Annotated in this window: 14 protein-coding genes; 6 read left to right on the forward strand and 8 right to left on the reverse strand. The window is 44.4% G+C overall.

Annotated features, from left to right (window positions below; genetic code table 11):
• From PLH26_RS13090 to PLH26_RS13115, 6 genes are all read left to right on the forward strand, one after another.
• Positions 1–1,571 (forward strand): alpha-L-fucosidase (locus PLH26_RS13090; protein ID WP_324586474.1); only part of this gene is annotated, 1,571 nt, incomplete at its 5' end.
• A gap of 23 nt (positions 1,572–1,594) precedes the next feature.
• Positions 1,595–3,247 (forward strand): sodium:solute symporter, encoded by a 1,653-nt coding sequence (locus tag PLH26_RS13095; RefSeq protein WP_324586475.1) that lies wholly within the window; start codon positions 1,595–1,597, stop codon positions 3,245–3,247.
• Positions 3,248–3,276: 29 nt separating this feature from the next.
• Positions 3,277–3,702 carry an L-rhamnose mutarotase gene (locus tag PLH26_RS13100; protein ID WP_324586476.1) on the forward strand — a complete coding sequence of 142 codons (426 nt, stop codon included), beginning with the start codon at positions 3,277–3,279 and terminating at the stop codon, positions 3,700–3,702.
• An 11-nt stretch (positions 3,703–3,713) separates the two neighbouring features.
• Positions 3,714–5,720, forward strand: a complete 2,007-nt coding sequence (locus tag PLH26_RS13105) for an alpha-L-fucosidase (protein ID WP_324586477.1) — start codon at positions 3,714–3,716, stop codon at positions 5,718–5,720.
• On the forward strand, positions 5,717–7,096 hold the full coding sequence (locus PLH26_RS13110) for a LutB/LldF family L-lactate oxidation iron-sulfur protein (protein ID WP_324586478.1): 1,380 nt from the start codon (positions 5,717–5,719) through the stop codon (positions 7,094–7,096). Before PLH26_RS13105 ends, PLH26_RS13110 begins: the two co-directional genes overlap by 4 nt.
• Positions 7,093–7,806 carry a (Fe-S)-binding protein gene (locus PLH26_RS13115; RefSeq protein ID WP_324586479.1) on the forward strand — a complete coding sequence of 238 codons (714 nt, stop codon included), beginning with the start codon at positions 7,093–7,095 and terminating at the stop codon, positions 7,804–7,806. Before PLH26_RS13110 ends, PLH26_RS13115 begins: the two co-directional genes overlap by 4 nt.
• A gap of 382 nt (positions 7,807–8,188) precedes the next feature.
• Here PLH26_RS13115 and PLH26_RS13120 read toward each other — a convergent pair whose 3' ends face one another.
• The 8 genes from PLH26_RS13120 to PLH26_RS13155 form a co-directional block, all read right to left on the reverse strand.
• Entirely contained in the window at positions 8,189–8,386 is a 198-nt protein-coding gene (locus PLH26_RS13120) for a hypothetical protein (RefSeq protein ID WP_324586480.1), read from the reverse strand.
• 88 nt (positions 8,387–8,474) lie between these two features.
• Positions 8,475–8,918, reverse strand: coding sequence for a DinB family protein (locus PLH26_RS13125; RefSeq protein WP_324586481.1), 444 nt, complete (start codon positions 8,916–8,918; stop codon positions 8,475–8,477).
• A gap of 19 nt (positions 8,919–8,937) precedes the next feature.
• On the reverse strand, positions 8,938–9,681 hold the full coding sequence (locus PLH26_RS13130) for an SDR family oxidoreductase (RefSeq protein WP_324586482.1): 744 nt from the start codon (positions 9,679–9,681) through the stop codon (positions 8,938–8,940).
• The gene (locus PLH26_RS13135) at positions 9,682–10,644 is read right to left on the reverse strand and encodes a GNAT family N-acetyltransferase (RefSeq protein WP_324586483.1); all 963 of its coding nucleotides are present in this window, start codon (positions 10,642–10,644) and stop codon (positions 9,682–9,684) included.
• A 52-nt stretch (positions 10,645–10,696) separates the two neighbouring features.
• Positions 10,697–11,287, reverse strand: coding sequence for a TetR/AcrR family transcriptional regulator (locus PLH26_RS13140; RefSeq protein WP_324586484.1), 591 nt, complete (start codon positions 11,285–11,287; stop codon positions 10,697–10,699).
• A gap of 154 nt (positions 11,288–11,441) precedes the next feature.
• Positions 11,442–12,176 carry a hypothetical protein gene (locus tag PLH26_RS13145; RefSeq protein WP_324586485.1) on the reverse strand — a complete coding sequence of 245 codons (735 nt, stop codon included), beginning with the start codon at positions 12,174–12,176 and terminating at the stop codon, positions 11,442–11,444.
• Between the two features lie 188 nt (positions 12,177–12,364).
• Positions 12,365–14,158: a sensor histidine kinase gene (locus PLH26_RS13150; RefSeq protein WP_324586486.1), complete on the reverse strand. Its 1,794-nt coding sequence runs from the start codon at positions 14,156–14,158 to the stop codon at positions 12,365–12,367.
• A gap of 297 nt (positions 14,159–14,455) precedes the next feature.
• Positions 14,456–14,908 (reverse strand): PDZ domain-containing protein (locus tag PLH26_RS13155; RefSeq protein ID WP_324586487.1); only part of this gene is annotated, 453 nt, incomplete at its 5' end.

Below are 14,908 nucleotides of genomic sequence, written 5' to 3' on the forward strand. Positions count from 1 at the left end.
CTATCCGCAATATTCCCCTTATTGATCCCGGCATCCCTGAAACTAATGCGTCAGATGTAGAGCTGTGCTACTTTAAAGGCCAGACGATATTGTATTTCACAGGCAGTGATCAGACAACGGCAGGAGACTTGCAATGGGCAACGTATGAGGGTACTCCCGCCGCATTGTTTGAACATTTTTTTTCGGATATGGAAGCAGACGGGAACACACCTGTGCACCAGGGCGACTGGACGCCGGTGTTGATCGCGCCGGATGGAAACCTTAAGAAAAATGGTAGTGGTATTTTCAGGCATACCAGTCAACCTACTCCGCAGCAACTGGTATTTCAGCAGCGACAGCTCGGCGCATTTGTTCATTTTGGACCTGCTACTTATACCGCTTCCGAATTTATGACGGTTCCTGATGCTGGTGTTTTCAATCCTGTAAAATTGGATGCGGAGCAATGGGTAAAAACAGCGGTGTCATTTGGCGCGAAACATATAGTATTGACCGCTAAGCATCACAACGGGTTTTGCTTGTGGCAAACAAATACGACAGATTATTCTGTAAAAAAAGCTCCCTGGAAGAACGGTAAAGGAGACGTAGTGGCAGAATTTGTTGCCGCTTGCAGGAAGTACGGGGTTAAACCGGGTTTATATATTTCGGGGGGCGATAAAAATGAAAATTGTACCAGCACCCCCGACCCGATGGGAAAACGAAAAATTGTAGGGGATGTGAATGCATATTTTACAAAGTTTATAGAACAGTTGAGAGAACTGCTGACCAATTACGGACAGATAGATTACCTGTGGTTCGATGGCGCCTACGATCCTTTTGGCTGGGATGTAATGAACGGCACTACAATGGAACGGCTCGGTACGGGTTATGGAGACGCCATACGCACTATGGTGAAGAACCTGCAGCCGCAGGCGGTTGTGATGGGAGGAACAAGACCTGACGTGCGGTGGTCGGGCAGCGAGCAGGGATGGGCGGCTTATCCTTTGTGGAATATTGTTACAGATGACAACTGGTCCGAAAACTGGGTTGGTCCGGAAAGCACAGGCTGGCTACCTGCAGAAGCCAATATTCACACGCGTGATAAATGGTTCTGGTATCCGGATTCTGACAAAACATTAAGAAGCGTTGATTTTTTGACAAAAGTATACCTTGAATCTGTTGGTCGGGGCGCTAACCTGCTCATCAATATGACCCCCGATACCAGCGGGCTGATTGTACCGGCCGAACAGCAAAGGCTGGCAGATTTTGGGAAGAACATAAAATCAGTTTTTGCAAGGAAAGTTGTGAGCCTTACTTCCGTAGAAACCGGCACGGAGAAAGTTATCAGGTTAGGCGGAAGGTCAAAATTAGGCTGGCTGGAATTAGAAGAGGACATTGCAAAAGGACAACATATTCATTCCTATCAACTGGAAGCTTTCGTAAATGGCAAATGGAAGCCCGTTGCTGGTGGCAGCAGTATAGGACGCAAACGCATAGAGCCAATTGACCCCGTGGAGACAGATCAGTTGAAGCTGACTGTTATTTCTGACAAACCAGGAATAGCATTGCAGACTCTAACGGTATACAGTCTTTAATTGTAAATACGACTGACAAGCATATGATTGAAAAGCCTGACCTGATAATATGTATAGGGTATATTGTGGTAATTGTTGCCGTAGGGTTGTGGACGGGATTAAGAAAAAAAGCAGCCGACGGCACAAGTGTATCTGAGCAGTATTTTTTAGCGGGAAAAACCCTGCGATGGCCTATGATAGGGCTGGCTTTGTTTGCTACCAACATATCCTGCATACACCTGGTAAGCCTTGCGCAATCAGGGTTTGATACCGGGTTGCTGAATGGCAATTTTGAATGGATGGCATCATTGACACTTATTTTGCTGGCTTTGTTTTTTGTGCCATTCTATATCCGTTCCGGTGTGCCTACGCTGCCTGTTTTTCTTCAAAAACGCTATAATCAGGCATGCCGCGACTGGCTTACGATCATTTCTATTGTTTCTGCTGTCATTATTCATATTGCATTTTCGTTGCTGGCCGGTGGAATAGTGCTTGAAACGCTTTTGGGTATTAATATGTATGTAAGCGTTACGGTTATTGCTGTGCTGGTTGCCATTTATACGATGATAGGAGGGTTGAAAGCAGTTGTGGTAACTGAATCCATACAAACTATAGTACTGGTAGGAGGCGCTGTTGTGATAACCTGGATATCATTTTCAAAGCTTGGAGACTGGAATGTTCTGGTTGATACCCTAAGGCAAAATAATGCGATGGATAAACTATCCATGTTGCGCCCTCATGGAGACAGCAGCGGAATGCCCTGGTATGCTGTGCTACTCGGCTATCCGGTGCTGGGCATATGGTACTGGTGTGCTGATCAAACCATCGTTCAAAGGGTGTTGGGCGCCCGCAACGAAAATCATGCAAGAGCAGGCGCTTTGTTTTGTGGCTTTATCAAAATCCTGCCTGTCTTCATTTTTGTGGTTCCCGGGCTATTGGCTTATGCGCTGGTACAAAAGGGAGTGCTGGATGTAAGCAGCGTTACTTCTATTGATGCTAACGGAGAAACAGTTGTTAACAGTAAAGGTATTTATACTTTGATGATATCTCAGTTATTGCCAACAGGGCTGGTAGGTATCGTTGTGGCCGCATTGCTTTCCGGGCTTATGAGCCAGGTTGCCGGCGCGCTCAATTCAATTTCCACGCTGGTCAGTTATGATCTGTATAAAAGATTCCGGCCCGATGCGGCGGATCGCCGTCTTGTTTTTTTAGGAAGGGTTTCGGTATTGGCAGCATTGGTTTTTTCCATCGTCCTGCTACCCCTGTTAAATAGTTACGAAAGCCTTTTTAACGGCTTTAATGACGTTATTGCCCATATTGCGCCACCCATTACCTGTGTTTTTTTACTGGGTGTTTTTTGGCGTAAGGCGTCTGCCCGTGCAGCGCAATATACTTTATGGGTAGGTTCGGCATTAGGTGTGCTGGTATTTGCACTTAATAAAGTGCTTCCCGGAAGCTGGTTCGGGCAGACGCCGTTTATGATGATGGCTTTTTATCTTCTCTGCACCTGTATCTTGATACAGGTCACTCTTTCTTGCATTTTTCCCGTGGTACATACGGCAGAAAGTGAAAAGCTGTATTGGAAAAATCCCCTTGATCCATTGCGGGCCGTCGGCTGGAAGGGCATTGCCAGTTATAAATTTCAGGCGGCATTGCTGTTGTGTATCATGGTAGTGTTGTATATTATTTTCGGATGACCTGATCATTAAATGTTAATAAGTATATTATGAAGCTGTCTTGTTTTTTATTGATTTCTGCTGCGATACTAGCAGGCTGCACATCCGGAGATACCCATGTTGCATCCGGCAACAAGATAAAGAGGGTTGGTATGGTAACAGGCATCCGTCCCGAAAAAATAGCATATTATAAGGAGCTGCATGCGGCAGCCTGGCAGGGAGTGTTGAAAAAAATACACGAAGCGAACATCCGTAATTACACCATTTATCTGAAGCAGATTGATACAGCTTATTACTTGTTCAGCCACTATGAATATATTGGAACAGATTACCAGTCGGATATGAAAAAGATAGCAGCGGACTCCGTTACGCAACGATGGTGGCGGGAAACAGCTCCCTGCCAGATCCCTTTACCCGAGGCTGCTGCCAAAGGAGAGATATGGACAGCAATGGAAGAAGTATTCCATACGGAATAAAAGCAATAATAATGAGGTGTAACATAACTGTATATTTACTTACGATCGCCTTTTCAACTGGAACGTTTGCACAATCTCCTAAACGGGCAGATGCTTTTCTGGGATTCCATTTTGATTTTCATGCAACAGGTGCGGATAAAGATTTAGGTAAAAACTTTGATATTGTTTTACTTTCGGATTTTTTGAAACGTACCCGGCCTGATTATATACAGGTAGACAGCAAGGGACATCCCGGTTATTCAAGTTATCCTAGCAAAGTGGGATACAGCGCAGGAAGTTTTTTTTCCGATCCTTTACGCACCTGGAGAACGGTGACAAAGAACAACGGTGTTCCGCTATACGTACACTACTCCGGGCTTTGGGATGATAAAGCAATGCACGAACACCCTGAATGGGGCAGAGTAAATGCTGACGGCAGCAGGGATTCAGCAAAGGCATCCTATGAGAGCGGGTATGTTACGCAACTGATGATCCCCCAGTTAAAAGAACTGATAGCTAGTTATGCAGTAGATGGCGTATGGGTGGATGGAGATTGCTGGGTAACAGCGCCTGATTATACTTCGGGAAATGTAGCGTCATTTCTTCAACGATCTCAGCTTTCTGCTGTTCCACGAAAAAAGGGCGATCCCGGCTACAAGCTATGGTTAGACTACAACCGGGAAGCATACCGTAAATATCTGGGGGACTACGTTGATGCATTACACAGGTATAAGCCGGGGTTCCAGATTGCCAGCAACTGGGCATATTCATCCATGATGCCGGAGCCGGTAGACGTGGATGTGGATTTTTTATCCGGTGATGTATCAGCCGGCAACTGTGTATACAACAGCGCTTTCCAGGCGAGGTGTCTTTCACTGCAGGAACGTCCCTGGGACCTGATGGCATGGAGCTTTTTCCCGATTGATTTTATGGGCGGGATACATGCTCCCAAATCCCTTGTGCAATTGCAACAGGAGGCATCCGAGGTAATGGCTATGGGAGGCGGCTTCCAGGTGTATTTCCAGCAAAACCGGGATGCGGGCTTCCGGACAATAGATGTGGATGCAATGGAACAACTGGCCACTTACTGCCGAAAACGGCAACCCTTTTGCAAGGGCGCCAGCGTTATTCCACAGGTAGGAATATGGTACTCCTTACAGGGCTGGAAACAAAAAAATGAAGGCGTATATGGCTGGTCTTCCAACATGGAGGGAATTACATCCTTACTGCTTGATAATCGCTACAGTGTTGAAATACTGATGGATCACCAACTGGAGAAAAAGATGGAAGCATATGCTTTGATCGTGATACCGGAGTGGGAACAATTCAACGAAAAGCTGTTTGAAAGGCTGATTGCATATGTAAAGAACGGGGGACATTTATTAGTAGTGGGGGCTGCGGCTTCGCGCCGGTTTTCCGCATGGCTTCCAGTACAATTTGAAGGAAAAGACACGCTTCAATTACTAAACACAGGTGGCAGGAAAGCGGGAGGAATTACAGGGCTGAAAACACGATGGCAAAAAGTAGTGCCTGCTGATACGGCCAGTTGCGAAGGATGGATATACAGCCAGAGCGATTACAGGTATGCTACTCAGTATCCGTTTGCTTCTGTACATCCCCTGGGTTCCGGATATATCGGCGCTGTATATATGGATCTTTCTGCAGCTTACCAGCAATATAAAAGTCCTATCTTAAACCACCTTATCGCAAACATTGCAGACAGGATACTTCCCGAAAAAGATATAGAAGTATCAGGGTCTGATAAGGTACATGTGGTGTTAAGTAAAAAAGGTTCATCTACGTTAGTGCATTTAATTAATGTTGGCGGGGATCATGCCAATAAAGCCGTGATGCGTTATGATGAACTGTCGCCGCTTACATCATTAAAAGTAAAGCTACGCACACGGGATAAGCCAGCTTCAGTAAAGATGCAACCGGAAGGCAAAAAATTGCCTTTTACATATCAGAACGGTTATACGGAGATTGCTGTAGCTGTTGTTCCTATACATTCAATCATTGAAATAAAACCCCGGCTGTGACAAAAACATATAAGCAGGTATTTATTGCACAAAGCAGGCAGAAGGCTGTTGATGCAGATCACAGGAGAAAGATCAACCATAGCCTGCTTCAGTCAGATATTGCCTTTAATAAGGGCATTGACCGGTTTTCTGATCTGCAAGGGGCGCGTAAAATGGCAAATGCCATAAAAAAGCATACTATTAACCATCTTGACCGGCACCTTTTGTCTTTTGAAAAAAAATTCCGGGAAAACGGCGGAGAGGTCATCTGGGCAACAACCCCGGAACAAGCCCAAAACGCCATATACAGCATTTGCCGGAAGGCGGAAGCGAAATCTGTTGTAAAGAGCAAATCAATGGTCACGGAAGAGATCCACCTGAACTCGTTTTTGTCATCTCGTGGCGTAGAAGTGGTGGAAACTGATTTGGGAGAATATATACAGCAGTTAGCCGGTGAGCCGCCATATCACCTGGTAGCACCCTCTATGCATAAAAGCAAAGAAGAAGTAGCAGCTCTGTTCCATAAAAAAACAGGCGCTCCTGCGGGGTTGAGCCCTGAACAACTCACACAATTTGCACGGGAAGTTTTAAGAAAAAAATTTGTGCAGGCAGACATTGGTATCACCGGTGTTAATTTTTTGCTGGCTGATATCGGAGGCGTTGCATTGACAGAGAATGAAGGGAACGGCCGGTTGAGCACCAGCTTTCCTAAAATTCATATTGCCGTTACGGGCATTGAGAAAATTTTACCCTCGGTAAAAGACCTGGCACTTTTTTGGCCATTGCTGGCCACACACGGGTCGGGTCAGCACATAACAGTGTACAATTCTATTTTTACCGGCGCTAAGAAGAATGGAGAAAAAGATGGCCCGGAGAAAATGTATGTAGTTCTGCTTGACAACGGTCGCAGCGGACTGCTTGCAGATCCCGGGGCAAGAGAAAGTTTATACTGTATACGCTGCGGCGCTTGCCTGAATGTATGCCCTGTGTTCCGGAACATAGGCGGACATACTTACAACAGCACTTATGGCGGGCCTATTGGTTCTGTAATTACGCCTCACTTAAAAGGTATGCAGTCACACGCACATTTGTCCCACGCTTCCTCTTTGTGTGGTGCCTGTACGGAAGTATGCCCGGTAAAAATTCCTATACATGCTTTATTGTTATACAACAGGCAGTTGTCGGCAAAAATGGCTTCAAGGGCTGAAAAACTGGCGTGGAAAGTATGGGCCAAAGCATGCAGCAGCAGATCAATTATGAATATGGCAAACGGAAAAATCAAACAGAAGGTTGTTGGCACTTTATTTTCAGGTGCTTGGGGAGAGCATAGAAAACTACCTGTATTCGCGCCTCAGTCTTTCAATCAGTTGTGGAGAAAACAAAGACAAGTAAAATGAAGGTTGAGATTTTTATACCCTGTTTTGTAGACCAGCTTTTCCCTCAAACCGCCTTCAACGTGGTGCGCATCCTGGAACGGGCAGGCTGTGAAGTATTGTATAATGTAAACCAGGTATGCTGCGGACAACCTGCTTTTAACGCGGGGTTTCATAAAGAGAGCAGAGCAGTCGCAGAAAAATTCCTTGAAGCTTTTTCAGGTGAGCATTTAGTTGTTACCGTGGGAGGGTCCTGTACAGGATTTGTCAGAAATTACTACAGGCAACTTTTTACAGGCACTGCATTGTCAGAAGACGTTAGTATAAAAGCGCCGCATTTTTATGAGTTCACTGAATTCCTGGTAGAGAAGCTGAAAATATTGAATACAGGATCAACCTTTAAAGGGAAAGCGGTTTATCATGATGCATGTGGAGCATTGAGGGAGTGCGGCATAAAATCGGCTCCCAGGAAATTACTTCATAATATTGAGGGGTTGCAGTTGATTGAAACAGAAGATTGCGAGCGTTGTTGTGGTTTTGGCGGAACGTTCTCTGCAAAATATGAAGCCATATCAGTTGCGATGGGCGAGCAAAAAGTGCATAACGCTATCGCAGCAGGCGCAGATTACATTATATCAACAGACCTTTCCTGCCTGATGCATCTTGACGGGTATATACAGAAACACAAACTACCCATTGTAACAAGACATATAGCTGACATTATAGTATCCTGACGTTCATATTTTAAGTTATTACCGGCCGACATTGAAGCCAGAGGTACTGAGGTAATAGTCAGTTCAATCAATTTTAGACAGAGGACTTGAAAAATGAGAAAGGCAATACGTACATCTGAGTAGTGACAAGGAAGCTGCTATTAGAGTTGGTCAACGACATGGAAAGACATTTGTTTTTAAAGTGCTTGCTGAACAGATGTGTTTGCCAGGGCATTGCAGGAAATCTGCAACGGAAAGAAAACCAGCCGCCGGATGTGGCGCTGTTTTTTTATATGCCTGCTGTACCACGGCGCATCTGTAGCAAATAAATTCTGCACTATGCAGGAATCATTTGAGCTACCGGTACAGCTCAGAGATAACACGGTCTTACTGCCCGCCGAGCTTACCACACAGGATCCTGGTGACCCTGGAAGATCAGATGATTATCTTTGAGCGGGAGGAAGAAAGGAACTGTCGCGCATTCAAAGCCATTGCGGGGAGCATTGAATTGGTATTTAATAACGGATGGCATGGACCGCGCCCAGTCGCTAAACGCTTTGGCCTGCTGTTGCACGCAGGCCTCAAAGGACGAGTGAAGCATGCAATAGATTGGGGATTCGGGTACTTTACACAGACACCATCTTCTACCAGCATCCGGCAGCGCAGCGTATGATCTTCTTGTTGCGGTCTCATCTTTTGTAAAAGATGTAATCTGTAGTAAGTGGTTCCGTTCCGGTTTGCCTGAAATCAGCCGCTATTTGCCCTCTGTGGTAGGTAGAATGATTGATGATATGAAACAATATATCGCGGGCTTTATTTTCAAACGCCTGCTCTTTAGTGGTTTTATATGAAATGATACTGCTTAAATCAACATGGTCCAGAATACGTACAGTTTCATTGAAATTGTTATCGTCAATTCTCCGGAACTGTTCAACAGCTTGAATATCCCAAACGCTTAGACCACTGTGCTTTCCGGCAATCCGGGAATTCCAAATGTGATGAGCATTCAAAATATGACCGAACAGCTTTACCGATCTGTCGCTCATGGTATCGTGTTTTTCTGCAAAAAGTGCTGACAGCTTCTGATTGAAATGATGATTGTACTCAAAAAGCTCTTTAAAAAATAGTTTCATAGTATGTTGGTTTGCATGGTTATTTCCCTCCGCTCACATCTATAAAAGTTCCGGTACAATAGGAGGATTTCTCCGATGCGAGCCACAGTATGGCTTCAGCAACTTCTTTTGCCTGGCCTCCTCTTTTTAAAGGTATTGTATTTTTGATCCTGTCTACTCTGCCAGGTTCTCCCCCGTTGGCATGAATATCCGTATAAATAAATGCGGGGCGTACTGCATTTACCCTGATGCCTTCGTTGGCGACCTCTTTGGAAAGCCCGATAGTGAAAGTATCTATGGCGCCCTTGGATGAAGCGTAATCAATGTATTCGCCGGGCGCGCCCGATTGAGCAGCCAGGGACGATATATTCACAATGGCACCCCCGTTACCGCCTTTACTTAAAGCCATTTGCTTAATGGCTTCCTGCGTGCAAAGAAACTGGGCAAACACATTGGTTGTGAAAATGTTAATGATGCGGTCCATGCTCATGGACTCAAATTTCATTTGCGGTTCGAGGATGCCGGCATTGTTTACCAGCACGTTTAAGTTACCAAATACGCACTTTGATTCGTTAAAAAGTCTTGCAACATCTTGTTCCTTTGCTATATCCGCCTGTATCGCAACAGCTGTACCCCTTTCATTTTTTATTTGCGAAACAATGGCGTCAGCGGCATTTTTATTCCTGTAATAGTTTACAATTACAGCATATCCTTCTTTTGCAGCCAGTAAAGCGGTTGCGGCTCCTATTCCCCGGCTTCCGCCTGTAATAAGCATTGTTTTCATTTAGCTGTTTTTATTGATTATGTTCAACACTGCATTCAAATGATGCTGATCGTGTTCTGCCACAAAATACATCAGATCAACGATCCGCATGGGTTGCTGCAACCGTGGATGAATGCTGCGCTTTGTAAGGTCACTTTCCTGCAGACTGTTCAGTAAGTTTATGGTTTTTGCTCTTTGACCGGTGAAAGCGCTTAGCAGTTCCCGCAGGGAAAATGTGTTGAAGTTCATTTTATCGGTTGCCCTGTTGCTTACATCGGCAGGCGACATCTCATAAATTGATTTTTTTATTTCTTCAAATCGCTTTTGCCACAACGGTTCCAGCAACGTCAGGTGCCCAATATTTTCTTTGATCGTCCATTTGTTTTTATACCTGAAAACCCCGACTTCCTCCGGTAGCGTTTCATTTATTTGTATAAACATCTTTGGTGCAGATTGCAAACGTTCAAGCAATACTCCATATAGCTCCATTCCGAAACTGAGATCAAATTTCCGGTCGAACCAATTGACCGGACTGAGCAACAATTCCATTTTGGTGTCGGCCCGTTTGAACAATTGTCCATTAAGCGAAACACACTGAAATCCAAGCCTGCGATAAATGCTTACTGCCGTTTGCAGCCTCGAATTGGTAAACAGGATCAGCTTTTCAGCATTCAGTTTTTTCGCTTCTTCGACGGCTGAAGCACACAGGAATTTCCCGGCGCCTATTCCCCGGAACGCCTCATCAACCGTCATTTTAGCCAATTCGTAAACGCCTTCTTTTACAAAAAGCAATGCTACAGTTCCAATGATCTGACCCTGGTGCTCGGCAAACAGGATCTGCCCGCCGGTTTTCAAAATATTTTCTTCCGGCTGCGAAAGCAACTTCTCATCAAGCGGTTCAACCGAAAAATATTTGTTCAGCCAGGCTTTGTTCAGCCGTTCAAAATATTTTTTATATCCAGGGTTGTATCTTACAATCTTCATCTCTCCTTTGTTTTATAAAATAAACCGATCGGTCTTTTCTAAGTTAAAAAAATTATACTTTTATACTTAGGATAATTTCTTCCAAATGGTTCATAGCAATTTTCAGTTCAGTTGTTTTGCCGCTTACTTTTGCCTGCATAAAAGCACCTTCAATTATAGAAATCATTATTACAGCAGTTCCTGTTGGATTCGTGCCTGCTTTAATTTCATTGCGGGCAATACCGCGTTTGATTTGGTTTTCCAGTGCTTTTTTCCAATAAGACAGTGCTTCAGATGCTTTTTGCCGCAGTTGCGGATGCGTGTCGTCTGCTTCGGTGGACGTATTCAAAATAGGACATCCTGCCTGCAGAAAAGGAATTTTTAAATAATTTCTGTAAATGTGCGGATAGACAAGCAAACGCTCAATGGAATTCTCTGTCGCTAAAACCTTTCCCCGGATATATTCCCTGACCCTGTTGTGGTTATGATCAAAAGCCGCCAATGCAACATCATCTTTGTTTTCAAAGTGACCGTAAATGCAACCCTTTGAAAGACCTGTTGCGCTCATAATATCATTTATGGAAGTTCCTGCATACCCCTTTGTGTTAAAAACGGGAGCCGTTTTTTCAATAATGAATTGCTTTGTGTTTTCTGCCTTTGACATTTTGAGGATTAAACCGGCAGTAAAGATAAAAAAATAAACCAAATGGTTTATTTTTATTGTGTACGAAATTTTCAGGAAGATAATGAATGCCGTTTAACGCCGGCCGGAGCGGACTCAGAGCCTTTAAGCACTTTAAACAATCGCCCGGCGTAAGTTATCTTTTCATCATCCACGGCCTACTGGTTAACACAAGACCAATGTAAAACTGCGAGATCCTGTCCCTGGGGGCATTGCGCAACGACTGATTGTTTTTACTCCGCCATGCTCTTTTTTGGAAGCTGCCCGTATATCCTGCCTGCAGGCCTATTGAGCCCGATGGATGTTTGGGAGATGTGAATGACAAACCCAGCCCGGCACGATACACCCAGAATCCATTATGAAATTTTACCGGATGAATACTGTTTTCCACAACAGGCGATTGCAGCACATCATTGAAATCCACTGCTGAGTTGTCCTTATAAAAAACGGACTGGTAAGCCTGGAACCCGATGCCCGCCAGGGGGTAAAGCGTTATTCTTTCATCTTTCAGTACATCGTAACCGGCGTTGGCGTTAAAGCCAATATAGCGGACGGTGCTGCTTTTTTCATTCCTGTGGCGGCTGAGGCTGCTGCCGGCAGTAACACCCATATCGGAAATGAACCTGTTTTTTTCTTTCATCCATCCCAGTCCAAGTGTAGCTGTGTAGCCTTTTAACGGTTCAAACTGGGGTAAATTTGCCACACGGGCATTCAACCCATCAAATTGCTGAAAGCTTCCGCCTATGCTGCGGGTAACTGAAGGCAGGAATTGTTCCATCTTCTTCCTGTTGTTTTCATTGCCTTCATTCTCCTGCTGCCCGAGCGATGGTAGAGCAATAGCAAACAGGAGGAATGTGATAATTATTTTCATAGCCATTAAATTTATGTGTGTTTAATGCAAACCCAATGCCTGATTATGTATTTGGTATAAATAAGAGCTTAAAGGGAATGCGTCGTATTGTATAGTTACGATGTAAGGCGCGGTGATGCAATTTGTATTTCAGTTCTTCATAAACGTTGTTACAGGGCAAAACATGCGGCACGTTTGCTGTTACCGGCTCATGCACTTACCGCATCTTTTACAATGGGAACGGTGATCTCTACAATCGTTCCTTTTCCTTTGGCAGACCTGATTTTCAATGATCCACCGATCACTATGGCTCTTTCATTCATTCCCAGTAAACCAAGGGTTTTTCGTTTTTCAGGCGGGTCGGCATTAAAGCCTTTGCCATTATCGCGTATAGTAAGTGATATTTTATCATTGATAACCTCAAAATTAACTTCAACCCGGGTGGCACCGGCATGGCGGGCAATATTGGTAAGCGACTCCTGGTAAATGCGAAACAAGCCGGTTTTGATAAGAGAAGATGTCTGGATGTTCGTAACGGAACTGTTGAAAGCAACAGGAATATTAAAGCGTTTTGTGAATTCACCGCAATACCATTCCAGTGCAGCGATCAGTCCCAGGTCTTCAAGGGGGCCAAGCCGCAGCTCGGACGAAAGCTTTCTGACAAACTGTATTGCTTCTCCCGCGGCATTTTCGAGAGAGCGGATTTTTTCTGTTATGGCGGGGTCTTCATTACCCGAAAGCTTTCTTTTTAAAAGGTAAACATCCATTTTAAACCCGGTTAACAACTGACCCAGCTCATCATGCATTTCCCTGGCAATATGCAGCCTTTCTTCCTCTCTCACTTTTTCCATGTGGGCAGAAAGGTGGCGCAATTGCTCATTCATCTGTTTTGCTTCAAGTATTTGTTGCTTCATTATATCCTGGGCGGATTTTAATTTTGTCGACATGGCATTGAAAGACTCTCCCAGTTTGGCTACTTCGCCACCACCGCTCACATCTACTGTTGACGCGTAGTCGCCGCCCGCAATGGCTGCTGCAGCAGCGGTTAATGTATTGAGCGGACGTGTGAGGTTCCGGCTCATCAGCCATGCCGCTATTATGCCACTGCCTATAAGAATAAAGCCCACGATCATCAGCCAGTTAAAAAATTGAGTTGAGGCCTGTAAAAATGCCTGGTGTGGGAACTCAAGCACTACTATCCAGGGAGTGTCTGGTATATACCGTACTGCACCGATCAAATGATTGTTGTTATTAACGTATTCAAAGGTTTTTTCCTTATTCAGGTGGCTTACCGGAAGCTGGTAGGATACCGGGTGTACCAGGTTTGTCCAAAGGCTGCCATCCCTGTTACCCACGTACAGGGCTGCTCCTCTTCCCGCGAGCTTTGAAAATTGTTCTATCAATTTGGAAGTTATTTTTACCTGCCGGTATCTGATGATATATGCGATGGCTTTTTTGTCATCCAGGACCGGAATGATAACGGGGAAATAAATAGAGTCATTGACGTGGTAAATATTACCTGCTTTATTCGTAAAGTTTCTTAATGAAGTATCCGGTAATGGTTTTAAGCTGCCGGGCCTGTAACCGGGAGCTCTGCCGGCCGACAGCAAAGTATTAAAATCGTTGTCCATTAATTCGGCATAAACCGAAGACCCGTCGCCACCTATTTGTTCTAATAAGTTGAGTGTTGCTTTTTTTGATGCTGTTGTGCCATGTTTTAAATAATCAAGTACCACATTTTCTGCAATGGCTTCATCTGTATCAATAACGATATCACGCAAAGATTCCTCTATCATATTGCCTGCCTGGATAGTAAGGTTGATAAGCCGTTGCTTGCCTGCGTTTATTCCAAGGCTTCTGACGCTTAAATACGACATCAGGCTGAAAACCGCGACAACACTGCATAAAAGAAGGCAGATCAGTAAAGGAATGCGTTGGCGGAGAGACAATCCCTGTAAAGAGAAGCTTATTTTTTTTATACCCGGGAATGCTCCGTTCATCATTGTTTAATTTGATGTTCCACGAATATATATTTTTTTGAGGGCTTTTAGTTTGACTTCACAGCAGTATTATCACACCCCGGCATTCTGGTAATGGGTTACCATTAGCCGTTGTAGGCATCTATGCAGAAGCAGGAACCATAGTGTTGTTATTCGGAACAGGAGCGCAGCGTGTTAATGATTAAAAATATCATTACCCCAAATCTCAGGTTATTGCTGATGTCCGGTGCTTTTTACAAAAAAAATGTCCTGGAAAAACCAGAACATTTTTTGCATGTAAGCAGATATCGCTATAACTTTTTATTGAGGTTCTTTGGTGATATTATAGGTATACAAGCCTTCAAAACCCGGGTAAAATCCATCAAGCTTGATGTTGTTCCCGGCTTTTTCAACTTCATCAGACAATTCATCCACAGAAGTCACGGGTTTGTCGTTTACGCGAAGAATAATAAACCCGTCACGCATTCTTGTTTGTGCTTCTATTAAGCCGTTAGGGTTTATCTTTTTAACTATCACGCCACCGGTCTGTCCGTATTCATTTGCTTTTTTCTTGTCAAGGGGAACAAAATCCACTCCAAAATCATCCAATGCAGAAGTCCTTACAATATCATATGTGCCTGATTTATTTTTCAGGGTCAGCGTAGCAGTAAACTCTTTCCCGTTTCTTAAATAAGTAACCTTAACCTTGTCGCCCGGTTTCAATCTTGCAATTTTTTCTACCAGTTCGTTACCCGATGTAATGGGAACATCATT

The organism is Agriterribacter sp., from assembly GCF_035444585.1.
Taxonomy (GTDB): domain Bacteria; phylum Bacteroidota; class Bacteroidia; order Chitinophagales; family Chitinophagaceae; genus Agriterribacter.